This window comes from Microbulbifer thermotolerans (assembly GCF_900112305.1).
Lineage (GTDB): Bacteria > Pseudomonadota > Gammaproteobacteria > Pseudomonadales > Cellvibrionaceae > Microbulbifer > Microbulbifer thermotolerans.
This window is the reverse complement of sequence record NZ_FOKT01000001.1, coordinates 504,156-528,117: the sequence shown is the minus strand read 5'-3', so window position 1 is coordinate 528,117 and position 23,962 is coordinate 504,156. Positions and strand designations below refer to the sequence as shown.

Sequence of the window (23,962 nt, the reverse complement as noted above, 5' to 3'; positions counted from 1 at the left end):
TTGGAAAAAAATAGAGTTTTGAGCACAGCGCCCGTGTTTACCCCACAGGTCGCATCACATCGCTTCGAGATAAGTTACCAACAATTGCAGGGATTCACGGCCGCGGAATTCGTTGATATCGAGCTTGTAAGCCACCCGGACCCTATCCACTGGCCGCGGCCACTGCTCCGTATCCACATTGAAGGCGATGGCATCCAGTGCCTGCTGCGGACTTTGCAACGGGGCAAGGACCATTTTCAGGTGGCGCTCGCCGACAATACGCTGCTGCAGCAACAGGAATTCACCATCGAACAACGGCTCGGGGAACGCCTGTCCCCAGGGCGCACAGGCGCGCAGGGTCGCAGCCGTCTGCAGTGTAAATTCGTGCGGCTCCAATTCGCCATCGGAGTCAATCACCGCCTGCAGCTGCTTTTCTGTCAGTCGATTGCGCACCGCCGCTTCAAAGGCATCTACAAACGCGGGAAACTTCTCCGCCGGCAGGCTGAGTCCAGCGGCCATGGCGTGGCCGCCGAACTTGGTAATCAGCTTGGGGTGGGCTGCGTCCACGTCGCTCAGGGTATCGCGGATATGCAATCCCGGAATCGAACGGGCGGACCCCTTGATCAGACCGTTGTCCCCGTCCGCAAAGGCGATCACTGGACGGTGAAATTTTTCCTTGATGCGACTGGCGAGAATGCCAACCACACCCTGGTGCCAGTTTTCATCATACAGGCACAGGCTCCAAGGGATCTCGCCCTCCAGCTGCAGCTTTTCCAGCGCCGCCATGGCTTCGCGCTGCATGCCCTGCTCTATCGCCTTGCGGTCGCGATTGAGGGCGTCCAGTTCCGCGGCCAGTTCACGGGCCTCGGATGGATCGCGGGTCAGCAGGCAGCGGATACCGGTACCTATGTCATCCAGGCGCCCGGCGGCATTGATACGCGGACCGAGGATAAAACCGATATCTGTCGTGGACAGTCTGCGCTGATCCCGCCCGGCCACTTCCAGCAGGGCGGCGATCCCGGGCCGGCAGCGGCCCGCGCGGATGCGGGCAATACCCTGGTGCACCAAAATACGGTTATTGTGATCCAGCGGTACCAAGTCAGCGACTGTGCCCAGCGCCACCAGATCCAGGTAGTCGGCCATATTGGGCGGGCTGATACCTTGATCCGCGAACCAGCCGCTCTCCACCAGGGCGGTGCGCAGGCGGCTGAGCAAATAAAAAATGACCCCCACACCGGCCAGATTTTTACTTGGGAACTGGCAACCCGGCTGGTTGGGATTGACGATCGCATCGGCATCGGGCAATTGTTCTCCCGGCAAATGGTGATCGGTGACAACCACCTTCATACCGGAGGCCTTGGCCGCGGCCACGCCGTCTATGGAGCTGATACCGTTATCGACGGTAATCAGCAGAGCGGGCTCATATTCCTTTGCCACCATCACGATTTCCGGTGTCAGGCCGTAGCCGTAATCAAAACGATTGGGAACCAGGAAATCGACACTCGCCGCACCCATGGCACCGAGAGCTAACACCGCCAGGGTACTGCTAGTGGCGCCGTCGGCATCGAAGTCACCGACAATCAGTATTTTTTCCTGCGCCCGAATCGCTTCGGCAATCAGGCGCACGGCGGTGTCCACACCGCGCATGGTCTGGGGTGGATGCAGCCTGGCTAAACGGTGGTCCAGTTCCGCCTCGGAAGTGACTCCGCGACCGAGCAGCACCCGCTGCAGAATTTTGGGGGTATCAGAAGCAAAACGGCCAGTGGACAAATCCACTGGCCGCCGCTGAATTCTTGTATTCATTCTTGCTCAGCAAATTTCGCAGTGAGGGCAAGGGTATTCGGCCCGCCCCTACTACAGGTTGGCTGTCACCCGCCGAGCGCCATTGCCATAAATTCGTGGACCCGCTTGAGGTCGTTGGGCAGAACCTTCATACGCTCCTCGCGCCGAAACAAATCCTGCATATGGGTCGGCAGGGGAATTTCCTGTGTTGGCAGCGCACGGGCCACCGCCTGAGGGAATTTTGCCGGATGCGCGGTGGAGAGGCAAACCATGGGCTGGTCCTCCGCTCTGCGCACCTGGCGCGCCGCCTCTACACCGATCGCCGTATGCGGATCGAGCAGATAGCCGCTCGATTCGTACACCGCCCGTATCACTTCCACGGTGCGCGTATCGTCCACTCGATAAGAGGAGAATAACTCCCGCGCCCTGTCCAGGGCTTCCTTACTCAGGTGCATGGGGGCACTGCGATCCGCCAACAGGGCCGCTACCGCAGCGCCGTCACGGCCGTAGAGGTCAAAAAGCAAACGCTCGAAATTGCTGGACACCATGATGTCCATACTGGGCGACAAGCTGTGCACTAGCGGCCTGGGGGAGTGGTCGTTGTCACTGATACAACGGTGCAGGATATCGTTTGCATTGGTGGCGATCACCAGCTGGCCGATGGGGAGCCCCATCTGCCGTGCCAGGTAACCGGCAAAAATATCGCCGAAGTTGCCGGTGGGGACCGAAAAATTGACTGTCCGCTGTGGTGCCCCCAGGCGCAGGGCGGCGTAAAAGTAGTAGACGATCTGCGCCATGATGCGCGCCCAGTTGATGGAATTGACCGCCACTAGGCGACGGCCATCGGGCAGGAACGACTGCTCGGCGAAACTGGCCTTGACCATATTCTGACAGTCGTCGAAGTTGCCCTCCAAGGCAATATTGAACACATTGTCCGACAGCACCGTGGTCATCTGCCGACGCTGCACTTCCGACACGCGGTTGTGCGGGTGCAGGATAAAAATATCGATATTTTCACAGTGCCTGCAGCCTTCGATCGCGGCTGAACCGGTATCGCCAGAAGTAGCGCCCATCACCACAACGCGCTCACCGCGCTTCTTCAGCAGGAGATCGAACAGCTGGCCGAGAAACTGCAGAGCAAAATCCTTGAAGGCCAGTGTCGGGCCGTGGAACAACTCCAATATCCATTCATTGGTATCCGTCTGCACCAGCGGCGCTATGGCACTGTGGCGGAATGTGCTGTACGAACGATCGATAATGCCGCGCAATTCCTCTTCGCTGACGTCACTGCCGACAAAGGGTTGCATGATGCGGAAAGCCAGTTCGCGGTAGTCCAGGCCCGCCATGGACGCGATTTCCTCACGGGAAAACGCCGGCAGGGATTCCGGCACATAGAGACCGCCATCACTGGCGAGGCCGGTGAGTACTGTATCGGCAAAGGAGAGTGACGGCGCGCGGCCGCGGGTGCTGATAAATTTCACGATGCTTATTGGTACCAATCAAATACAGAATTCTTTCCGGCAGCGGCCGGTTTACCGCTGCTGCCGGGTCCGGCCCAGACGGGGGCCTGCCCAAGATTTGCGGATCAACCGAGCGGCTCTACACGAATCCGCACCACCTCACCTTCGACAGTGTCCAGCGCCTCAATTTGCGCCACTGCCTCGCGCAAGCTGGCCTCCTTGGCGCGACTGGTGAGTATTACCACCGGCACCAGGGTCTCCCCCTCGGCGGGCTCGTGCTGGATCAGTGCCTCGATACTGATACCCTGGTCACTGCAGATCTTCGCTACCTGGGACATGACACCGGGCTTGTCCTGTGCGGAAATGCGGAGATAGTAGCTGGTGAGCACTTCTTCCATCGGCAGCACCCGGGGGCCATCCTGATTGCCCTCTGCCACACCGGCAGCGGGTACTCGCTGGCAGGGGTCGGCCTCTAGTGTGCGCGCCACATCGACAATATCTGCGATCACCGCCGAGGCGGTGGCCTCTGCACCGGCGCCGGCACCATAGTAGAGCGTGGGCCCCACGGCATCGCCATTGACCAACACCGCGTTCATGACACCATCCACGTTGGCGATAAGGCGCCGCTGAGGGATCAAAGTCGGGTGCACCCGCAACTCGACACCAGCCTCGGTGCGCCGCGCCAACCCGATATGCTTGATGCAGTAGCCGAGTTCGTCCGCATAGCGGATATCCTCTATGGAAATGCGGCTGATGCCCTCGGTATAAACTTTGTCGAACGCCAGGGGGATGGCAAAGGCCAGAGAAGCCATGATCACCAGCTTGTGCGCCGCGTCTATACCCTCGACATCAAAGGTGGGGTCGGCCTCGGCGTAGCCCAGGGCCTGCGCCTGGGCCAAAGCCTCTTCAAAACTGCGGCCTTTGTCGCGCATTTCGGTGAGGATATAGTTGCCAGTGCCGTTGATAATCCCCGCCAGCCACTGGATGCGGTTACCCGCCAGCCCCTCACGCAGGGACTTGATAATAGGGATGCCACCCGCCACGGCGGCCTCGTAGGCGATGGTCACGCCCTTTTCCGCCGCGGCGGCAAAGAGTTCATTGCCGTGTTCGGCGATCAGTGCCTTGTTGGCGGTGACCACATGCTTGCCGCTGTCAATGGCAGCCAGCACCAACTCCCGTGCTACAGTGGTACCGCCGATCAGCTCCACCAGAATATCCACATCTGGATTATTGGCTACATCGAAGATCTCGCGGGTGACATTCAACCCGCTGGTATCACACGCCGGATTGTCGCGGCGCGCGCCTATCTGGACGATATCCACCGGGCGCCCGCAACGGGCAGCGATCTCCGCACTGTTGCGCAGCATTACATTGACTGTGCCGCTTCCGACCGTGCCCAGACCGCAGATACCAATACGCGCGGCGCGCCGCGGTTGCTCTGTCTGAAGGCGTTTTGCCAGTTCGGTGGTTTCTTCGACGGGTGCGCTCACAACTTCCCTCCGCGCAGGCAGCTCTGTTCTCCGCTGGTCGAACCAGAGCTGGGCAACAGCGCAATAAGTGGCAACAAAAAACGATAAAAGGACGGCAACCTTACTGAGATGAAGGGGAAAATGTCAATAAAATTGCGCACCGTCGCCGCTCCTTTTTGCGCTTTACACCGATTGCTCGCTTCCCACCCTCATCCAATCCGCCAATAGAGACTGACGCTAATTGACACAAAAAAAGCATCTACTAGCATCAGATACCACCAAGGCGCGAAATTGCGCCCAGCGCGGCTTTACGCAAAATAGGCGGCCATGAAAGAGCGGGCCGAAGGCGGACCTATGAAAAAAACTCTGATTCTCTATACAGGCGGTACTTTGGGTATGCGTCGCAGCGCATCCGGCTATGTGCCGGATGCAGACCTAGAGATCCAACTGCAGCAACTGCTCGCCGGTTCGGCCGATCAGCTGCCGGAATACGATTTCCACGCCTTTGAACGCCTTCTCGACAGCGCCAATATGCAGCCGGCGGACTGGTACCGCATTGCCGCCTGCATCCGCGACCAGGCCGAGCACTATGATGGCTTCGTGGTTCTGCACGGTACAGACACTATGGCCTACACCACCTCCGCCCTCTCCTTTGCGCTGCGGGGACTCAACAAACCGGTGCTGGTCACCGGTTCACAGATTCCGCTACGGGAAATGCGCAGCGACGCCCACAACAACCTGATCGCCGCCCTGCTGTTAAGTGCCGATGAAGCTCTGAACGAAGTCTGCCTCTACTTCAACGGCAAACTACTGCGCGGTAACAGGGCCATCAAAATCAGCGCCGGCTCTCTGGATGCCTTTGCCTCTCCCAACTATCCACTGCTGGGAGAAATCGGCATTCAAGTGAATATTGACCACAGCAGCCTGCTGCCGGCTGTGGCTGAGAAGGACTTTCAAATCCCCGCAAACGCGGACGGCGGCGTAGTGGTGCTAAAGCTCTTTCCCGGCTTGTCACCTCTTTTTCTGGGCAAGGTGCTGGAATTCCAGCCCCGGGGCCTGGTGCTGGAAACCTACGGCACCGGCAACGCGCCAACAGAGAATGCGGCCTTCACCGAACTGCTGAAAAAAGCCACTGACCGCGGCACCGTCTGTGTGGCCGTATCCCAGTGCATGGAAAATCGCGTGGACCTGGGCAAATACGCCGCCGGCTCGGCACTGCTGGATGCTGGCGTCATCGGCGGCCTGGATATGACCACCGAAGCCGCATTCACAAAACTCAACCACCTGCTGGCCATGGGGATGAGCGCCGAACGCGTGCGGGAAATCATGCCGGTTGCACTCTGCGGAGAGTGCACACCATAAGATTAATCACTGGATATCGATGCAATGAGCAGTGATCTTGCACAGAACCTGCGCCTGCTGTGCAGCTACTACCGCTCCATCGCGGAAGTATGTCGGCGCATAGGTATCAACCGGGCGCAGTTCAATAAATATCTGAGCGGCCACACCCAGCCCTCTCGCTACACCCTGGCGAAGATCTGCGATTTCTTTGGCGTTGAACCTCACGAAATCGTGATGCCGAGCGAGCAGTTCGCCCAGATAGTGCGTGTGCGCAGCACCTCCGGCAACCGCCAAGCGCCCCGCTCCCCCTACGCAGCCGATATCGAAAAACTGACACAGGACTCCAAAGGTCACGCAGACAAATATCTGGGATTCTATTTCGAGTACCACTACTCGATGACTTTCCAAGATCACATCATCCGCAGTCTTCTACATATAGAGTCCGATGGCGACGGTTACTACTTTCAACGCTTCGAGCGCATGCGCTACCCGGACAGGGATGAGTGGTACAAATCCCGCTACCGGGGCATGCTGTTTTTTCTCTCCGAGCGCATTTTTCTGATCGGCTACGAGGCGCTGACCCGCAATGAAATCGCGCAGACGATTCTCTACCCCACCTACAAAAGCCGTGTCAGTTATCTGTCCGGCCTCAAATTAGGGGTCTCCGCCAGCGACAGGCGCGATCCAGTTTGCACCAAGGTAGTACTGGAATCCCTGGGACGCAGCATCAGTGTCAGAAGCGCTCTCAAACTGTGCGGCGTTTTTGGCCCGGAATCGGAGGAAATTAATCCCAATATCCGCAAAAGCATCCGCGCAAACACAACCGACGGGCCACAGAGCTTTTTCGCCACGCCGCTATAGATATTGCCCAAAGGAAACCGTATGACCAGTAACTTTCACACACTGAAACCCACCCCACTGTTCACCGCTGGCTCCGCCAGCCGCCCGGAGCGGGACCTGCTCGGCGAGCGCCAAGTGCCCGCCGACGCCTATTTCGGGATACAGACACTGCGCGCTCTGGAAAATTTCCAGATTACCGGTATCACTCTGAACCACTTTCCCAATCTGGTGAAAGCGCTGGCCATGGTCAAGAAAGCCGCCGCCCGCGCCAACTGTGAGCTCGGCTACCTGCACAAGGACCTGGCCGAATTTATCGGCATAGCCTGCGACGAAATTATCGCCGGCAAACTGCACGACCACTTTCTGGTGGACATGATCCAGGGCGGCGCCGGCACTTCAACCAATATGAACACCAATGAAGTGATTGCCAACCGCGCGCTGGAACTGCTGGGCCACGAAAAAGGAGACTACAAAAAGGTTCACCCCAACAATCACGTAAACCTTTCCCAGTCCACCAACGACGTCTATCCGACGGCCATCAATCTGGCCATACTGCTCAGCTACAGCGATCTGGTAGACGCCATGGAGCAACTGTGCCAGGAGTTCGACAAAAAAGCCGCCGAATTTTCCAGTGTCATCAAAATGGGCCGCACACAGCTGCAGGACGCCGTGCCCATGACCCTGGGGCAGGAATTCGCGGCTTTTGCGGCCACGGTGCGCGAGGATGTGGACCGCGTCAAAGAGCTGGTAGAGCTATTCAAGGAAATCAATATGGGCGGCACTGCCATCGGCACGGGCATCAACACCGACCCCGACTACGGCCAATTGGTGGTCGCCGCTCTGTCGGATATTTCCGGTATCGATTTCGTCTGCGCGGAAAACTTAGTGGAAGCCACTTCGGACACGGGCGCATTCGTGATCTTCTCCGGCGTAATGAAACGCATTGCGGTGAAAATCTCTAAGATCTGCAATGACCTGCGCCTGCTTTCCAGTGGCCCGCGCGCCGGCCTCAACGAAATCAACCTGCCGCCGATGCAGCCCGGCTCGTCCATCATGCCCGGCAAGGTCAACCCGGTAATTCCCGAAGTAGTGAATCAGGTAGCCTACCAGGTTATCGGCAACGACCTCACCATCACTCTGGCTGCAGAGAGCGGGCAGCTGCAGCTGAACGTTATGGAACCGGTGATTGCGTTTAACCTGCTGCAGTCGATGCGCCTGATGACCCAGGCCATGAATACTCTGGCACACCGCTGCGTCAGCGGTATTACCGCCAACGAGCATCGCTGTCGGGAGCTGGTGGAAAACAGTATCGGACTGATTACTGCCGTCACCCCCTTTATCGGCTACGAAAATGCCACCCGCATTGCCAAAGAAGCGCTGAACAGCGGACGCAGTGTCAAGGAGCTGGTTCTCGAGGAGGGACTTCTGAACGAAGAAGAGTTGAACGATATTTTACAGCCAGAGAATATGACCCGGCCGCGTAAAGTGGCGCTGAAGGGGAAAGCTTGAAAAAGCCCTGAATAGCATGCTCCAGGAAATGAAAAAGGCCTTTACAGGCCTTTTTCGAACTCTCTTCAGATACCCAGAGCGCTAGCCATCCTATCCGGTGGCACATAGCCCGGGACCACACTCCCATCCTCCAGCACGATGGTAGGTGTACCGCGCACATCGATTACTTCATTGCCCAGCTTATACTGTTTCGCCACCGGGTTGTTGGCACACACGTTAAGTGGCACCTTTTGGCGGTTTTTCAATGCAGTCAAGGTACTGTTGCGGTCCTCGGCACACCAGGCAGTGGCAATCTTGCGATAGCTGGGCGATTTCAGACCAGCACGCGGAAAAGCCAAATAACGCACCTCAATACCACGCCGATTCAGTTCCGGCACATCGTTGTGCAATTTACGGCAGTAACCGCAGTCCACATCGGTAAACACATAGATATGTGCTTTCTTTTCCCCCTTGGGAGAGAAAACGATCATATCGTCAATATCCTGTGCTTCCATGACCTTCGCCCGCCGACTGGTACGACGCTCCTCGGAAAGGTTTGCCAGGCCGCCCCCACTCTTCACCTGGTAAAGATCACCGAAGATGAAATGGCTGCCGTCTTTAGAAACAAACAGCGTACTGGCGCCGCCATCAACATCCACTTCATACAGGCCGCTAATCGGGCTCTCACGTACTTCGCCGTAGCTGGCCTTGGGATTGCCCGCTTCGAGGCGCGCCTTGATGGTTTTCGCGATACTGGCGTCGACCTCCGCCTGGGCCATTGACCCCAGAAGTGCAGCGAGAGCTCCCGCCAGCACCAACGGCTTCTTAAATAAAGTCATTCCCGATAGCTCCTTCGATGCGTTGTTGACTTCGACTGGTACGATGAATTCCGATTCCCAGTATGGCAATTCATTAGCGACGAACCGCCAGTGCGTCGCGTTTTACCATATCCGCGCCAGCGGAACCATGAAGCAGTCCTACCCCCGCGGGTGGTGCTCCCTGTGCAGCTCGCTGAGACGCGCCTTGGCTACCTGAGTATATATCTGTGTGGTAGAAAGATCCGTGTGTCCCAACAGCAGTTGAACCACGCGCAGGTCAGCGCCGTGATTCAACAGATGCGTCGCGAAAGCGTGCCGCAATGTATGGGGCGACAGCGGCTTGTCGATTCCGGCCACCATTGCCCAATGCTTGATACGGTACCAGAAGGTCTGGCGGGTCATCGGTCGCCCACCACGGCCGGGAAAGCAGGTATCACTGTCCCCCGGTGGCAACATGTGCGGTCTGATTTGTTTCAAATAGCGCTGCATCCAGTCCTGGGCCGTCTCTCCCATGGGGACCAGCCGCTCCTTCCCACCCTTGCCAAACACCCGCACCACGCCCTGGCGCAGATTGACCTGGGATACGCTCAACTCCACCAGCTCGCTGACCCGCAAACCGCAGGCGTAGAGTAGCTCCAACATGGTGCGATCGCGCATTCCGATAGGGGTATCCGTATCCGGCGCATCCAGTAACGCATCCACGTCCGCCTCCGACAGAGACTTTGGCAGCGGCTTGGATAACTTGGGGTTTTCAACCAAGGCCACCGGATCTTCCCTAATCAACCCCTCGCGCAGGCAATAGCGGTAGAAGCTGCGCAAGGATGCCAGAGTGCGGGCACTGGAGCGGGCCGAATGATTCCGTTGATGTTTATCGGCGAGAAATGCCTGCACCTCCTCGCGTCCCGCAGCGATCAGACCAAGGCCCAGCCCAGAGCAAAAATCAGCAAATGCGCACAGATCCCGACCGTAACCTTCCCGAGTGTGTTCGCTGGCACCACGTTCAGCCCAGAGCATATCCAGCCATCGGGTGATCAGTGCACGTTGTTCGCTTGAATTATCCATGGGCACATTTAACCACAGATGATAGAAAGCGTGACCGGAGCAACTGCCGCAGCGAGTGGATGAAGCAGGTGCTACACAACAAAAAAAAGCCGGGGCATTTCTGCCCCGGCTTTCGGTTCGCAATCTAAGAAAAACTTAGTTGAGTTTTTCTTTGATGCGCGCTGCTTTACCAGTCAGATCGCGCAGATAGTACAGCTTGGCCTGGCGCACATCGCCGCGACGCTTCACGGTTATGCTGTCCACCAGCGGGCTGTGGGTCTGGAAAGTGCGCTCCACGCCAACACCGTGAGAAATCTTGCGCACGGTGAAAGAAGAGTTCAGACCGCGGTTGCGCTTACCGATGACCACACCTTCAAACGCCTGCAGACGCTCGCGGTTACCTTCTTTCACTTTTACCTGAACAACAACGGTATCGCCCGGGGCAAATTCCGGCACGTCACTTTTCAGCTGTTCCTGTTCCAGCTGCTGAATGATTTTGTTAGTCATTTGGATTGCTCCCAAATAAGTTGTGTAGCTTCTCAGCTAGTTCACCAAACTACTCACGCCTCCCGGCGAGTCCGGCATTACAGGCATCTCCACAAAGCGGAGTATGCCCCTAAGATTCTTTCCGCTGCCACTCCTGCCGGATTTCCTCCAGCAGTGCGGTTTTCTCCGTATCCAGCACTAATTTTTCCAGCAGATCCGGGCGCCGCTGCAGTGTTCGCGCCAGTGCCTGCTTCAACCGCCAGCGGCGGATTTTTTCGTGATTGCCCGACAGCAGCACTTCTGGAACCACCCTGCCCCTGTACGCTTCCGGGCGCGTGTAGTGAGGGCAGTCCAACAGCCCCTGGGCAAAAGAGTCTTCCTGTGCGGACTGCTCATGCCCCAGTGCACCGGGAATCAGCCGAGTAATGGCATCCACCATCACCATGGCCGCGAGCTCGCCACCGCTCAATACATAGTCGCCAATCGACCACTCTTCATCGATCAGCAATTCCACAATGCGCTCGTCGACACCCTCGTAGCGCCCTGCCAACAGTACCAGGTTGCCCGCATCAGACAGGGATTCCACACCCTTCTGATCCAGTGGGCGCCCCTGGGGCGACAGATAGATGCTCCGCGCTCTCGCACCGCCCTCTTCAGCCCATTCCCGCGCCGCGGAAAGCGCCTGGTACAGGGGCTCGGCCAGCATGACCATACCGGGCCCGCCACCGTAGGGACGATCATCAACAGTGCGGTGCCGGTCGCTCGTAAAATCCCGCGGATTCCAACAGCGCACTTCCAGCAGCCCGTCCTTGACCGCTCGCCCAGTGATACCGTAGTCGGTCAACGCAGCAAACATCTCCGGAAAGATGCTGACCAGCGCGATGCGCTTGGCGACCACGGTTAAAACTCCGGATCCCAGTCGACGGTGATAACGCCAGAGGCCAGATCGATATCGCTGATATAGTCACCGGGCAAATAGGGAATCAGGCGTTCACGTTTATCCTGACCCCGCACCACCAATACATCATTGGCGCCGGTTTCCATCAGCCGGACAACTGTTCCGAGGTCATAATCGCCACCGTTAAACCGGCTGACAACACGCAAACCTTCGAGCTGGTGCCAGTAGTACTCCCCCTCTTCGAGCGGGGGCATCAGATTCCGGCCTACAGCGATATCCCGCTGACAGAACTGGCCAGCCAAATCGCGGTCGTCAACGCCCTTGATGTGGACGATCAGGCCTTTGCCGTGGCGCTTGCCTCTGTCAACCTCGACCTTCTCCCAGCCGTGGGGCTTGCGCAACCACCACTGTTCGAACTGCAGGATATTGTCCATCGGCTCCGTGTAGGAGTGTACCTTCACCCAGCCGCGGACTCCGTAAACCGCGGTGATGCGCCCAACAGTGACCAAGTCTTCGGAATGGGATCCACTATCCGCCACTGAAACACTCACCGCAGAGTTTGGCTTATGCAGATTCTTTCAGCAGTTTGCTGACGCGGTCGGAAACCTGCGCACCCTGGCTCAACCAGTAGTCCACACGCTCGCGGTCAACGCGCAGACGCTCTTCCTGGCCGCGCGCGATCGGGTTGAAGAAGCCCACACGCTCGATAAAACGACCGTCGCGGGAATTGCGGCTGTCGGTTACTGTCAGGTGATAGAACGGGCGCTTTTTAGCACCGCCACGAGCCAAACGAATGGTTACCATGTAGCTTTCCTGTAGTTTCAATACACTTCGACCGCCTCTGGCGGTCGAACAAACTGATGCCGCCAGACGGGCCTGGCTGAAAGGCGGCGTATTCTAATGTACGTCTCGGGGTTTGTATAGCACCAGGGAGAGGGACGCCCGAATAATTTGCCGGGGCGTGGTGCCCCGGCTATTTTTTGCGGAAACCGGGCGGCAGCCCGCCGGGCATACCGCCCAATCCACCCGCACCGCCGCCGAGCCCCGGCATACCGCCCAGGCCCCGCATCAACTTACTCATGCCGTTGCCCTTGAGCTTTTTCATCATCTTGCCCATTTGCTTGTGCTGCTTGAGCAGGCGGTTGAGATCCTGAATCTGGGTGCCGGAACCAGCAGTGATACGACGCTTGCGGGAACCGTTGAGGATATCGGGATTCCGGCGTTCGGCCGGCGTCATGGAGCTGATAATGGCATCCATGCGCTTGAATTCCTTGCCCATATCCACCTGAGCCGCCGCCTGAGCCAAACCACCCATACCCGGCATTTTGTCCAACAGCGCACCAAAACCACCCATATTCTGCATCTGTTGCAGCTGATCGCGCAGGTCTTCCAGGTCAAAACCCTTGCCCTTGCGCACTTTCTTGACCAGCTTTTCGGCTTTGGCTTTGTCGATTTTCTGCTCGGCTTCTTCAATCAGCGACAGGATATCGCCCATGCCGAGGATACGCGAAGCAATGCGGTCCGGGTGGAAAGTCTCCAGGGCATCGGTCTTCTCACCGACACCGATAAATTTGATGGGCTTGCCGGTCACATGCCGCACTGACAGCGCTGCACCGCCGCGGGCGTCACCGTCCGCCTTGGTCAGAATCACCCCAGTCAGCGGCAGCGCCTCATCGAATGCCTTGGCCGTATTGACCGCATCCTGGCCGATCATGGCGTCAATCACAAACAGGGTTTCCGCTGGATCGAGCGTGCCGTGCAACGCGCGGATCTCTTCCATCAACTCCTCGTCGATATGCAGACGGCCTGCGGTGTCAACGATCAACACGTCGGCAAACTGCTTGCGCGCTGCATCCACCGCCCCTTTGGCAATATCCAGCGGCTTCTGTTCTGGATTGGAAGGATGGAAAAGAGCGCCCACCTCTCCCGCAAGAGTCTCCAGCTGCTTGATGGCCGCGGGACGGTAGACATCCGCGCTCACAACCATCACCTTTTTCTTTTCCCGTGTTTGCAGGTACTTGGCCAGTTTGGCCACGCTGGTGGTCTTACCGGCGCCCTGCAGGCCCGCCATCAAAATCACCGCCGGCGGCTGCACCGCAAGGTTCAACGGCTGGGCCGCCTCCCCCATCACTTTGACCAGCTCGTCCTGGACTATTTTTACGAACTGCTGCCCCGGGTTCAGGGCCTTGCTGACCTTTTGCCCCACCGCCGCAGTGCGCACTTGCTGCACAAAGGCCTTTACCACTGGCAGGGCGACGTCCGCTTCCAGCAGCGCCTTACGCACTTCGCGGAGCGTATCGCGGATATTGTCATCCGTTAGGCGCGCTTTGCCGGTGACCTTTTTCAGTGCCGACGACAGGCGGTCGCTCAGGTTATCGAACATGGGTACGTCTGGACCTCTTCATCATCTACAGACTGGTAATTCCCTGGCGCGGCGGAGCGCCCAACCGGGAACCCGGAAAACACGGCAGTATAGCGCAGGCGGACTTTTCAGCCCAGGCACCCATTCCAGTTCCGGTCGCTCTTTTCTGCAAAGTCGCACTGTGACACACTGCCGCCCTGTCACGACACTGAATATCAACAGCGACACGGACTTACCGATGGCGACACTCGCCCACTGGATGGCAATCGCTTTTTACTTGGCCACCACTGCCGTGGCCGCCCGCGCCCTGGCCCGCGGACGCCAACCCGACAACAAACTGCTTCTCGGCCTGCTGGCTGCAGCCCTTGCTGCCCACGGCATCTCGCTCTATTACACGCTACTGTCCCCGGCCGGCTACCGCTTCGACCTATTAGCGATACTGTCACTGGTGGCCTGGACGGTGAACCTGTTGCTCTGGATCCTGGCCGCCAACCGCTCACTGACCCTACTGATATTGATTCTGGCCCCCATGGGTGCCCTGACGGAGCTTGGGGCGGTGCACTCTTGGGGCGGCGTCGCCCCGCGCGAGCAGCTTTCCACGGGTATCGCCGTGCACGCCCTGCTCTCTATCGCCGCTTACTCCCTGCTGGCACTGGCTACCCTACAGGCCTTATACCTCTATTATTTGAACCAGCAGCTGCACAACCACAGGCCCGGCGGCATCAGCCGCCTGCTGCCGCCATTGCAGAGCATGGAATCCCTACTATTCGGCCTTATCGCTTTCGGCCAGCTGCTGCTCACCGCATCGCTGCTGACCGGATTTCTGTTTGTAGACGATATCCTCGGCCAGCATCTGGTACACAAGACAACCCTCTCCATTGTCGCCTGGGTGCTCTACAGCATTCTTCTCTGGGGACACTGGAAACTCGGCTGGCGCGGAAACACTGCGGTGCGCTGGACACTGACTGCCTTTGCCACACTAATGCTGGCCTATTTCGGCAGCAAGCTTGTGCTGGAAGTAATATTGCAACGCGGTTAACGCAGCGGCACTTGCGGGCATCGGAATTCTGTTTCAATATCCCCGCTTCGCAATAAAAAGAGCTCTCCCTTGAACGAGATACCCCTCGGCCTGTTATTCGGACTACTGGCTCTGTTAATTGTCATTTCCGCCTTCTTTTCCAGCTCCGAAACCAGCATGATGGCGCTGAACCGCTATCGCCTGCGCCATCAGGCGAAAAGCGGGCACCGCGGTGCCAAGCGGGCGATGGAACTGTTGTCGCGCCCGGACAAACTGATTGGCGTTATCCTGATCGGCAATAACCTGGTCAATATTCTGGCCTCGGTAATTGCCGGGGTGGTTTTCACCCAGCTGTACGGCGACGCAGGGGTTATCTATGCCACCGCGGCCCTGACCATCGTCATACTGATCTTCGCCGAAGTAACCCCTAAGACGGTCGCCGCCCTGCGCCCCGAGAAGATCGCTTTTCCCGCCTCTCTGGTACTGCGCCCCCTACTGTGGCTCCTGGCTCCACTGGTATGGCTCGTCAGCAGTATTTCCAACGGTCTGGCACGCTTGGTGGGGGTTGAGGCCAGCGCCGGTAACGAGGCAGAACACTTGGCGCCGGAAGAACTGCGCACCGTAGTGTTCGAGTCGGGCGCACTGCTGCCGAAAAAACACAAAGGCATGTTGCTCAACGTGCTGGACCTGGACCAGGCCACAGTGGAAGACATCATGATTCCCCGCAATGAAGTGACGGGTGTGGATCTGGAGAGCACTGGCGACGAGATACTGCAACAGCTGGCCGAGAGCAGCTATACACGCCTGCCGGTCTACAGAGGTGACATCAACCGCGTGGTGGGCATACTGCATCTGCGTCGTGCCGCCCAGATACTGCGCGACGGCCCCGAGGCATTCAGCGCTGAGCGCCTTCAGTCCTACACCGACGAACCTTACTTCGTGCCGGAAGCAACCCCACTTCCCACCCTGCTGATGAACTTCCAAAAGAAGAAACGCCGTATGGGATTGGTTGTGGATGAGTACGGCGAAGTTATGGGCATCGTCACCCTCGAGGACCTGCTGGAGGAAATCGTCGGCGACTTCACCACCAGCCCGGTACCCAGCGAGGATGAGGAGATAGTGGCCGACGGGGACGACTGGTACCTGATCGAGGGCGGCACCTCCATCCGCGACATCAATCGCACCCTGCAGTGGGATCTGCCCACCGACGGGCCCAAAACTTTGAACGGCCTGGCAATGGAATATCTGGAGAGCATTCCCGACGGCAATATCAGCTTCTACCTCCAGGATTACCTGGTGGAAATCGTGGAAGTATCAGACAAGATGATAACCCGGGCGCGGGCCAAGAAAGTGCGCTAGCAACCCGCCGCCCCGACGTCAGGTGAAATCCATCACCAGCTGTTTGACCGGGGCAAAACTTTGCCGGTGGATCGGGCTGGGCCCCAGCCGCTCCAGCGCCTCCAGGTGCGCCTTGGTGGGATAGCCCTTGTGGGCTGACAGGCCATAGCCCGGGTACTCTCCATCCAACGCCACCATTTCCCGGTCGCGCGTGACCTTCGCCAGAATAGAAGCGGCTGCGATGGCCGCCACGCGCCCATCACCCTTGACCACAGTATCGCAGGGGTAATTCCAGTCGGGCTTTCTGTTACCGTCCACCACAACGAATTCCGGCTGAATCCGCAGATTTTCCACCGCCCGGCGCATGGCCAGCAGGCTTGCATGCAAAATATTCAACCGGTCAATCTCCTCGACAGTCGCGCGAGCCACCGCAAAGCACAGAGCGCGTTCGCGTATCTCATCGAACAGCAACTCGCGCTTTTTTTCACTCAACTTTTTTGAATCCGCCAGCCCCTCAATCGTCTTGTTCGGATCGAGAATGACCGCCGCCGCCACCACATCGCCAGCCAGCGGACCGCGGCCGACTTCATCGACGCCAGCGAGCAACGGGCCTGTGTAGGGACAAATATATGGAGATAGGGAATCTTGTTTTTTCATGCTTCTTCTCTGCGACAAGGCCGCCCCGGCAGGCCAGGCCACCGGGTGTCTCAGCAACTACTCCACCCGCTATTGCTGTTTTATGCAACCCCCAACAAATTACATACCGCGTCGGCGGCACGCTCTGAGGCGTTGCGCCGCAGTTGCTGGTGCAAAACATCAAACTCCCGCTGCAGCTGATCAACCAGCAGTGGATCCTCAAAATAACGCAGCAGTGCAGCCCCAAGATTTTCCGGCGTTGCGTCCTCCTGCAGGATTTCCGGCACCAGTTCCCGCTGTGCTAACAGATTCGGCAAAGCCACCCACGGCGTGCGCAGCATACGGGAGAAAATCGCGTAGGAAAGGGACGCCATCTTATAGGCCACCACCATGGGCCTCTTCAGCAGCATCGTCTCCAGGGTGGCGGTTCCGGAAGCAATCAATACGGCGTCTGCAGCCGCCAGTGCCTTGTGGGAATTGCCACTCTGCAGACGCACCGGCAGGTCGGCGTATTCCCCCAACATGGACTTCAGTTCCGACAAGCGCTGATCATTGGCTGCCGGCAAGATGAACTTCAGTTCCGGACAGCGCTGGTGGCACCAGCGTGCCGCCTGCAAAAACAAGGGGCCAAGCAGGCGTACTTCGCCACCGCGACTACCCGGCAACAGTGCAATCACCCGCTCCTCCAGCCCGAAACCCAGCTCGCGGCGCGCCGCCGCCATATCCACCTGCAGCGGAATCTCATCCGCCAGCGGATGCCCGACAAAAGTAACTGGTACACCATGCTCCTCGTAAAAACTGGCTTCGAAAGGGAGCAGCGTCAGCATGTGATCCACAGCCCGGGCGATTTTCTTTATTCGCCCGCGCCGCCAGGCCCAAACGGACGGACTGACGTAGTGCAGTGTGGGAATACCCGCAGCTTTAAGGGACTCTTCCAAAGTGAGATTGAAGTCAGGGGAGTCGATACCGACAAACAGGTCAGGGGGATTGTCGATAAAGTGCTGACGCAGGGCGCGACGGATTTTCAGTAGCTCTGGCAAACGCTTGAGAGGTTCCACCAACCCCATTACCGACAAGCGCTCCATCGGAAAAAGAGAGCGGGCACCAAGGGAAAGCATACGCGGACCGGCGATCCCCTCCACCTCCAGGCGGCCCACCCGCTTTTGCAGCGCCTCAATCAGGCCAGCACCGAGAATATCTCCTGACACTTCACCTGCGACTATGCCAATGCGCAGCGTTTTTTCCTCGATGTTCACTCGCCTCCCCTCTTTCCGGCGCCCACTTCCTTAAACAGGGAAAGGGCATACCGGAATAATTGCAGTCTTTTTTGTTCAGGTCAGCGGACTATACCGCGGGTAGAAGACTTGAGGGAATCAATCCAGGGCTGAATTACTGGTGACTGCTCGCGCAACTCCAAAAGAGCCTCCAAAGCTTCATGCATGGTGAGGCCGCGACGGTAGACGATCTTGTACGCTTTGTTGATCAACGCAATTTCATCCCGACTGAAACCGCGGCGACGCAGCCCTTCCGCATTGATTGTCTTGGCTTCCGCGGGATTGCCAGCCACCATCACATAAGCGGGTACATCCTTGCCGATGGCCGCTCCCATGCCCGTAAAAGCGTGCTCACCGATGGTGCAGTACTGGTGCACCAGGCTGAAACCGCTGAGAATGGCCCAGTCCCGCACTTCCACATGGCCGGCGAGAGCCACATTATTGACCAGGATGGTGTTGTTATGGATCACGCTGTCGTGGCCCACATGGGCATAGGCCATGATCAAATTATCGTTGCCGATCGTGGTTTCGCCTCGGTCCTGTACCGTTCCACGGTGGATGGTGACACCTTCGCGAATGACATTGTTGTCGCCAATCACCAGTGTGGTGTCTTCCCCCTTGTATTTCTTGTCCGGCGTATCCTGGCCGACGGTGGCGAACTGATAGATGCGGTTGTTCTTGCCAAGCGTGGTGGGCCCGTTCAGCACTACGTGGGAGGCAATCTCACAGCCGTCTCCTATCTCCACCTTCGGCCCCACTACCGTATAGGGACCAATGCTCACCCCGGAACCAATGATCGCCGATTCATCGACAATGGCGGTGGGGTGGATAGTCGTCTGCATTCTGCGCCCTGCTCCTCGGAAGCTGAAAAAACCACATTAATCGCGATTCAAATTGATTGGAAGCGACCCTTTCACAGCGCCTTCTTAGCGCCCTTTCAAACTTTTTTGACCGCGCAAAGAATATCGGCAGAAGTGGCCAGCTCACCGTCCACACTCGCCTTGCAAGAGAATTTCCAGATACCGCGCCGATCTGAAATCACCTCGGATTCCAGCTGCAGGCGATCCCCCGGTACCACTTGCCGCTTAAAGCGCACATTATCGATACCACCAAAAAGATACAGGTAGCCGTCTTCCGGCTTCTGGCCCAGCGTTTTAAAGCCCAGTATGCCGGAAACCTGTGCCAGCGCCTCAACGATCATAACTCCGGGGAAAATAGGGATCTCCGGGAAGTGGCCATTGAACACCTCCTCATTGACGGAAATATTCTTATAGCCCTTGATGTATTTTCCTTCTTCCAGTTCAACAATGCGGTCCACCAGCAGGAAAGGATAGCGATGCGGCAGGTATTGACGAATCTCGCGAACGTCCATCATTTGAAAAATCCCCAGAAACCATTTCGGGGCCTAGGTGTGTACTGCCGCACGCTAGGCCCCGAAAACAACAAATCCAGTCTAAATTTGTGCCCGATAAGCTCAATCGCCCCGGTGCGCCAACTGCTCCAATTGCACCTCCAACTCCTTCAAGCGGCGGGCCATCTGGTCTAACTGTCCATAGCGCACAGCGTTGCGGCGCCAACTCCTGCTGTCGGAGAAAGGGGTGCCGCTGGAGTAGGAGCCGGCGCGATCGATGGATTTCGTTACCAGTGTTCTGGCAGTGATGTGGCTGCCATCGGCCACAGTAACGTGTCCCACCACACCGGCACCGCCGGCGAGAGTGCAGTGCTTACCGATAACGGCGCTGCCCGCAACTGCGGAACAGGCCGCAATGGCTGTGTAGTCACCAATCCGCACATTGTGCGCGATTTGCACCTGATTGTCGATCTTGACCCCATTGCCGATAACGGTATTGCCCAAGGCCCCGCGATCGATACAGGTTACGGCTCCAATCTCCACCTCATCGCCAATCTCGACCCCGCCAAGCTGGTGAATCTTGACCCACTGGCGCTCGTACGGGGCAAAGCCAAAACCGTCCGCACCAATCACGGCGTGGCTGTGAATAATACAGTTCCGACCCACTGAGCAGCCGTGGTAAACCACTACATTGGGATAGAGACGACTGCCTTCACCGATCTCACTGCCCTCACCCACCACACAGTTGGCGCCAATACTCGCATCGGCGCCAACTCGGGCAAACGCCTCTATCACCGCGCCGGCGGCGATACTGGCGCGCGGATGCACCTCCGCATCGGGGTGCACGCTCGCCGCGGGGTGGATGCCCGCGCTGGGCTTCGGCGCCCTGTCAAACAGCGCTGTGGCTTGGGCGAAAGCATGGTAAGGATTGTCCACGACAAGCGCAGATACCGGACATTCACTAGCCATATCACTGCTGATCAGCACCGCGAGGGCGCGGGTCCCGGGGAGAAAGCGCCGGTAGGCGGCGCTGGCGAGAAAGCTGACCTGAGAGGTATCTGCATCCTGCAGGGTGTTGAGGCCGGAGACCAAGCCGCTGGCATCGGCGCCTGGAGCCAAGCGCAACTCGGCACCCAGCTGTCGCGCCAGCTGGGCAAGTGTGGGCACTTCTGTCATAAATCGGGCTGCGGGTGTGTTACTTGTCGGCATTCATACGCTTGACCACTTCCGCGGTCAGGTCATTTTCCGGACTCGCATAGTAGGCGGAGCCGGCATCCAGCACCAGGTCAATCTTTTGCTCTTTGATAATCGCCTTCAGTGCAGTTTCAGCCTTGGGCGCCATAGTTTTTTGAATTTCCTGGCCCACCTGGACCTCCATGGCCCGCAGCTTCTTCAAAGTGCTTTCAAAATCGGAGCGCTTGAAATTCATCTTGCGCTGGTGCTCGGCCTTTTGCTCATTAGACCAAGTGACGGAATTTTTTTCCGCATCCTCAGCCATTTTTTGCACCTCCGAGCGAATGGATTCTGCACTGCTCTGCAATTTGGAATATTCCGAACTGGTCTTCAGTGCATTCACTTTGGATTTGGCAGCCTCAGTGCTCATGATGGCAGCCTGCAGGTTAAAAACCGCGACTTTGGTCTCGGCCACAGCGGCACCGGACAGGAAGACCCCAGTAAGCAGAACTGCAATAATTTTTACATTTTTAAGCACGTTGGATTCTCCATTTTGCTTTATTTTTACTTCGCGGCCATCAGACCCCAAGTATCTTGGCCTTGTGTTTAGAAGCTGTTACCCAGTGAGAACTGGAAAACCTCCACTTCGTCTTCATCACTTTTCTCCAGCGCCTTGGCCAGACTGAAGGTCAGCGGGCCGAAGCCGGTAATCCAAGTCAGGCCGACTCCCGCCGAGACATTGATATGCTCCAAATCCACATCGTAACAGTTGAGCTGTGAAATACCACAGCTGGAATCAAACACATTCCCCGCATCGATAAAGAAAGCGGACTGCATGGAACGCTGATCCTTGACGAAAGGAAGCGGGAAGATAATTTCCGCACTGCCCTCAATCAAAATATTTCCGCCGAAAGGATCTGGCTCATCATCATATGCGAGCACTTCCAGTTCGCCTGTGTCCGCATTCTTTATATAACAGCTAGAGCTGATCCCATCCTCATCCACCGCACAGCTGGTGAAGTTGTAAAATTGATAAGGTGTGGAACGTGGGCCCAGGGAATTGCGCTCGAAGCCACGCACGGAACCGAAGCCTCCCGCGTAGAAATTTTCAAAGAACGGTAGCTCAGTAGTATCCCCGTAGCTATCCGCATAACCCAAGCGGGTGCGCAGGCGCAGGGTCAGATTCTTAGTCAAGGGGCGGAAATACTGACCAGTATAGATAGCCTTGTAGTACTCCAGGTCACCGCCCGGCAGTGCAACCTCCAGAGAAAAACGCTGGGAGGTGCCGCGGGTAGCGAGAATGCCGCGGTTCAATGTAGAACGCGCATAAGAGCCGGTAACAGTAAAGGAGTCAAAGTTCTCGCCGTTGAGATCCACAAAACCGTCAAAATCGGTATTGAGCAGTGATTCATCGAGCGGGCTGCTCAAATCCAGGGCTTCTCCTGCATCAAATGCTTCTTCCAGCTCTTCGGAAATCTCAGTTTCATCACTCGATAAAATCATCCCGATCAAGCTATCATTTGGAACCGGGCTGCCTTTAATTTCCTTAACCGGGGTTTCACCCACCCCCAACTCCAGGTGGCTGACCCCCAGATTCAGGCCGACCCGTGAAATTTCCGAAATCGGATAACCAAAACTGAGGCCTGCGCCATAGCTGGTGGTGTTATAGCTGGAAACCCCAATTTCTGAGTAATCGCGCTCCTGGTAATAAACGTTGAACCCCCGGCTGACACCATCTGGCGTAAAATAAGGATCGGTGTAGGAGAAATTGAGCACCGTCTGATAGACGGACGTATTCACCGCAAAGCCGACAGACTTTCCGGTACCCAGCCAGTTGTTCTCCTGCACATTGGCGCCGAGCACCAAACCACTGCTCTGAGCGTAACCCACTGTGCCGCCAATGGTGCCGGAGGGCTGCTCCTCAACCGTATACTCCACGTCGATCTGGTCGGAAGTGCCGGGCACCTCTGTGGTCTCTACCTCCACTTCCTTGAAGAAGCCCAGGCGCTCCAGACGCACCTTGGACTGCTCGATGCGGGCGGACGACGCGGACGCAGCTTCCATCTGCCGCATCTCCCGCCGCAACACCTCATCGGCAGTGCGCGTATTGCCGCGGAAGTTGATGCGGCGCACATAGGCGCGCTTGCCGGGATCGATAAAGAAAGTGACCTTTACCGTTTTGTCTTCCTCGTTGGGCTCAGGGATACCGTTGACCTCCGCGAAGGTGTAGCCCTCATTGCCAAGGCGCTTGGTGATGTAGTCGGAAGTGGTTGTCATCAGCACCTGGGAAAAAGTCTGCCCCTCCCGCACCAACAGCAACCGCCTGATCTCTTCCTCGGGCACTACGGGATCGCCCGCCAGTTCCACCTCGCTTACCTTGTAGATATCGCCTTCGGTGACATTGATGGTAATAAATACGCTGCGCTTGTCCGGGCTCAGGGAGACCTGGGTGGAGTCGATTTTGAATTCCAGATAACCCCGATCCAGATAGTAGGATTCCAGGCGCTCCAGGTCGCCGGTGAGTTTTTCCCGGGAGTACTTGTCGTCGCTTCTGAGCCAGGACAACCAGCCGGTGGTTTGCAGCTCAAAAATCTCCGCCAACTCCTCGTCGGAAAATGCGGCGTTGCCGACGATATTGATATGCTTGATCGCGGCGACAGCCCCCTCGTCCACGATCACCTTGAGCTCTACCTGATTGCGGGGCAGCTCCTTGACCTCAGTCTTGACGCTGGCGCCGTAACGGCCCTGAGCCACATACTGGCGCTGCAGTTCCTGCGCCAGCCCCTCGAGAGTGGCGCGCTTGAAAATCTGCCCTTCGGCCAGGCCGTTTTCCTCCATGCCTTTGAGCAGATCTTCGGTCTTGATGGCCTTGTTGCCGGTAATTTCAATTTTTGAAATCGCCGGCCGCTCGCGCACAGTGATCACCAGTACACCGTTTTCACGGCCTATCTGGATATCTTGAAAGTACCCCGTACGAAACAGGGCACGGGTGGCACTTTGAATGTCCAGGCTCTCGATCTGGTCGCCGACGCGCACCGGCAATGCCGCGAATACGGTACCGGCGGAGACCCGCTGCAGCCCCTCCACGCGGATATCGTTGACCACGAAAGACTGGGCGATGGCGGTCAATGGCAGAGCCAGGCCCAGGGAGGCCGCTTTCAGGAAATGGTTCATCTCGTGTCTGTTCCCGGTTCTTTATTCGCAATTC

General features: G+C 57.5%; 22 protein-coding genes. 5 read left to right on the top strand and 17 right to left on the bottom strand.

Annotated elements, in window-relative coordinates:
• Nucleotides 1-54 precede the first annotated feature (54 nt).
• The 3 genes from recJ to BM155_RS02275 form a co-directional block, all read right to left on the bottom strand.
• The gene (gene recJ, locus BM155_RS02285) at nucleotides 55-1,782 is read right to left on the bottom strand and encodes a single-stranded-DNA-specific exonuclease RecJ (protein ID WP_067152641.1); all 1,728 of its coding nucleotides are present in this window, start codon (nucleotides 1,780-1,782) and stop codon (nucleotides 55-57) included.
• Nucleotides 1,783-1,847: 65 nt separating this feature from the next.
• Nucleotides 1,848-3,242: a threonine synthase gene (gene thrC, locus BM155_RS02280; RefSeq protein ID WP_074900842.1), complete on the bottom strand. Its 1,395-nt coding sequence runs from the start codon at nucleotides 3,240-3,242 to the stop codon at nucleotides 1,848-1,850.
• Between the two features lie 104 nt (nucleotides 3,243-3,346).
• A complete protein-coding gene (locus BM155_RS02275; protein ID WP_074900950.1) occupies nucleotides 3,347-4,681 on the bottom strand; it encodes a homoserine dehydrogenase in 1,335 nt (444 codons plus the stop codon).
• 363 nt (nucleotides 4,682-5,044) lie between these two features.
• On the opposite strand from BM155_RS02275, the gene BM155_RS02270 reads away from it, so the two are divergent.
• From BM155_RS02270 to aspA, 3 genes are read left to right on the top strand one after another with little or no spacing between them, the layout of a single operon-like run.
• Complete coding sequence (locus BM155_RS02270; RefSeq protein WP_067157576.1) at nucleotides 5,045-6,052, top strand: type I asparaginase; 1,008 nt, start codon at nucleotides 5,045-5,047, stop codon at nucleotides 6,050-6,052.
• Nucleotides 6,053-6,076: 24 nt separating this feature from the next.
• A complete protein-coding gene (locus tag BM155_RS02265) occupies nucleotides 6,077-6,892 on the top strand; it encodes a helix-turn-helix transcriptional regulator (RefSeq protein WP_067152637.1) in 816 nt (271 codons plus the stop codon).
• 21 nt (nucleotides 6,893-6,913) lie between these two features.
• Nucleotides 6,914-8,380, top strand: a complete 1,467-nt coding sequence (gene aspA / locus BM155_RS02260; RefSeq protein WP_067152635.1) for an aspartate ammonia-lyase — start codon at nucleotides 6,914-6,916, stop codon at nucleotides 8,378-8,380.
• A 65-nt stretch (nucleotides 8,381-8,445) separates the two neighbouring features.
• Here aspA and BM155_RS02255 read toward each other — a convergent pair whose 3' ends face one another.
• The 7 genes from BM155_RS02255 to ffh form a co-directional block, all read right to left on the bottom strand.
• Nucleotides 8,446-9,198, bottom strand: a complete 753-nt coding sequence (locus BM155_RS02255) for a DsbC family protein (protein ID WP_067152633.1) — start codon at nucleotides 9,196-9,198, stop codon at nucleotides 8,446-8,448.
• A 138-nt stretch (nucleotides 9,199-9,336) separates the two neighbouring features.
• Nucleotides 9,337-10,239 carry a site-specific tyrosine recombinase XerD gene (xerD, locus tag BM155_RS02250; protein ID WP_067152631.1) on the bottom strand — a complete coding sequence of 301 codons (903 nt, stop codon included), beginning with the start codon at nucleotides 10,237-10,239 and terminating at the stop codon, nucleotides 9,337-9,339.
• Between the two features lie 135 nt (nucleotides 10,240-10,374).
• Nucleotides 10,375-10,731, bottom strand: a complete 357-nt coding sequence (gene rplS / locus BM155_RS02245) for a 50S ribosomal protein L19 (RefSeq protein ID WP_437180639.1) — start codon at nucleotides 10,729-10,731, stop codon at nucleotides 10,375-10,377.
• 103 nt (nucleotides 10,732-10,834) lie between these two features.
• Nucleotides 10,835-11,602, bottom strand: coding sequence for a tRNA (guanosine(37)-N1)-methyltransferase TrmD (gene trmD, locus BM155_RS02240; RefSeq protein ID WP_074900839.1), 768 nt, complete (start codon nucleotides 11,600-11,602; stop codon nucleotides 10,835-10,837).
• Between the two features lie 2 nt (nucleotides 11,603-11,604).
• Nucleotides 11,605-12,141 carry a ribosome maturation factor RimM gene (rimM, locus tag BM155_RS02235; RefSeq protein WP_067157571.1) on the bottom strand — a complete coding sequence of 179 codons (537 nt, stop codon included), beginning with the start codon at nucleotides 12,139-12,141 and terminating at the stop codon, nucleotides 11,605-11,607.
• Nucleotides 12,142-12,166: 25 nt separating this feature from the next.
• Nucleotides 12,167-12,406 (bottom strand): 30S ribosomal protein S16, encoded by a 240-nt coding sequence (gene rpsP / locus BM155_RS02230; RefSeq protein WP_067152627.1) that lies wholly within the window; start codon nucleotides 12,404-12,406, stop codon nucleotides 12,167-12,169.
• 169 nt (nucleotides 12,407-12,575) lie between these two features.
• Entirely contained in the window at nucleotides 12,576-13,985 is a 1,410-nt protein-coding gene (gene ffh / locus BM155_RS02225; protein WP_067152625.1) for a signal recognition particle protein, read from the bottom strand.
• Between the two features lie 217 nt (nucleotides 13,986-14,202).
• On the opposite strand from ffh, the gene BM155_RS02220 reads away from it, so the two are divergent.
• Together BM155_RS02220 and BM155_RS02215 are read left to right on the top strand one after the other, a co-directional pair.
• Nucleotides 14,203-15,003 carry a cytochrome C assembly family protein gene (locus BM155_RS02220; protein WP_067152622.1) on the top strand — a complete coding sequence of 267 codons (801 nt, stop codon included), beginning with the start codon at nucleotides 14,203-14,205 and terminating at the stop codon, nucleotides 15,001-15,003.
• A 69-nt stretch (nucleotides 15,004-15,072) separates the two neighbouring features.
• A complete protein-coding gene (locus BM155_RS02215) occupies nucleotides 15,073-16,341 on the top strand; it encodes an HlyC/CorC family transporter (protein WP_067152620.1) in 1,269 nt (422 codons plus the stop codon).
• A gap of 18 nt (nucleotides 16,342-16,359) precedes the next feature.
• On the opposite strand, the gene rnhB is transcribed toward BM155_RS02215, so the two are convergent.
• The 7 genes from rnhB to bamA all read right to left on the bottom strand — a co-directional run bounded on the left by rnhB (nucleotide 16,360) and on the right by bamA (nucleotide 23,928).
• On the bottom strand, nucleotides 16,360-16,977 hold the full coding sequence (gene rnhB / locus BM155_RS02210) for a ribonuclease HII (protein ID WP_067152618.1): 618 nt from the start codon (nucleotides 16,975-16,977) through the stop codon (nucleotides 16,360-16,362).
• 80 nt (nucleotides 16,978-17,057) lie between these two features.
• Complete coding sequence (lpxB, locus tag BM155_RS02205; protein ID WP_067152615.1) at nucleotides 17,058-18,212, bottom strand: lipid-A-disaccharide synthase; 1,155 nt, start codon at nucleotides 18,210-18,212, stop codon at nucleotides 17,058-17,060.
• Between the two features lie 80 nt (nucleotides 18,213-18,292).
• A complete protein-coding gene (lpxA, locus tag BM155_RS02200; RefSeq protein WP_067152612.1) occupies nucleotides 18,293-19,072 on the bottom strand; it encodes an acyl-ACP--UDP-N-acetylglucosamine O-acyltransferase in 780 nt (259 codons plus the stop codon).
• Between the two features lie 95 nt (nucleotides 19,073-19,167).
• A complete protein-coding gene (gene fabZ, locus BM155_RS02195; protein ID WP_067152611.1) occupies nucleotides 19,168-19,605 on the bottom strand; it encodes a 3-hydroxyacyl-ACP dehydratase FabZ in 438 nt (145 codons plus the stop codon).
• 99 nt (nucleotides 19,606-19,704) lie between these two features.
• A complete protein-coding gene (gene lpxD, locus BM155_RS02190) occupies nucleotides 19,705-20,757 on the bottom strand; it encodes a UDP-3-O-(3-hydroxymyristoyl)glucosamine N-acyltransferase (RefSeq protein WP_074900836.1) in 1,053 nt (350 codons plus the stop codon).
• A 19-nt stretch (nucleotides 20,758-20,776) separates the two neighbouring features.
• The gene (locus tag BM155_RS02185; protein WP_067157568.1) at nucleotides 20,777-21,292 is read right to left on the bottom strand and encodes an OmpH/Skp family outer membrane protein; all 516 of its coding nucleotides are present in this window, start codon (nucleotides 21,290-21,292) and stop codon (nucleotides 20,777-20,779) included.
• Nucleotides 21,293-21,360: 68 nt separating this feature from the next.
• Nucleotides 21,361-23,928, bottom strand: a complete 2,568-nt coding sequence (bamA, locus tag BM155_RS02180) for an outer membrane protein assembly factor BamA (RefSeq protein ID WP_067152607.1) — start codon at nucleotides 23,926-23,928, stop codon at nucleotides 21,361-21,363.
• Nucleotides 23,929-23,962 lie beyond the last annotated feature (34 nt).

Bases quoted from the DNA above. Each gene is read 5' to 3' on its own strand.
- lpxD (WP_074900836.1), bottom strand. From the start codon at position 20,757: ATGACAGAAGTGCCCACACTTGCCCAGCTGGCGCGACAGCTGGGTGCC.
- BM155_RS02255 (WP_067152633.1), bottom strand. From the start codon at position 9,198: ATGACTTTATTTAAGAAGCCGTTGGTGCTGGCGGGAGCTCTCGCTGCA.
- BM155_RS02220 (WP_067152622.1), top strand. From the start codon at position 14,203: ATGGCGACACTCGCCCACTGGATGGCAATCGCTTTTTACTTGGCCACC.
- ffh (WP_067152625.1), bottom strand. From the start codon at position 13,985: ATGTTCGATAACCTGAGCGACCGCCTGTCGTCGGCACTGAAAAAGGTC.
- recJ (WP_067152641.1), bottom strand. From the start codon at position 1,782: ATGAATACAAGAATTCAGCGGCGGCCAGTGGATTTGTCCACTGGCCGT.
- rpsP (WP_067152627.1), bottom strand. From the start codon at position 12,406: ATGGTAACCATTCGTTTGGCTCGTGGCGGTGCTAAAAAGCGCCCGTTC.
- bamA (WP_067152607.1), bottom strand. From the start codon at position 23,928: ATGAACCATTTCCTGAAAGCGGCCTCCCTGGGCCTGGCTCTGCCATTG.
- fabZ (WP_067152611.1), bottom strand. From the start codon at position 19,605: ATGATGGACGTTCGCGAGATTCGTCAATACCTGCCGCATCGCTATCCT.
- BM155_RS02270 (WP_067157576.1), top strand. From the start codon at position 5,045: ATGAAAAAAACTCTGATTCTCTATACAGGCGGTACTTTGGGTATGCGT.
- xerD (WP_067152631.1), bottom strand. From the start codon at position 10,239: ATGGATAATTCAAGCGAACAACGTGCACTGATCACCCGATGGCTGGAT.
- rnhB (WP_067152618.1), bottom strand. From the start codon at position 16,977: ATGAAAAAACAAGATTCCCTATCTCCATATATTTGTCCCTACACAGGC.
- aspA (WP_067152635.1), top strand. From the start codon at position 6,914: ATGACCAGTAACTTTCACACACTGAAACCCACCCCACTGTTCACCGCT.
- lpxA (WP_067152612.1), bottom strand. From the start codon at position 19,072: ATGCAGACGACTATCCACCCCACCGCCATTGTCGATGAATCGGCGATC.
- BM155_RS02265 (WP_067152637.1), top strand. From the start codon at position 6,077: ATGAGCAGTGATCTTGCACAGAACCTGCGCCTGCTGTGCAGCTACTAC.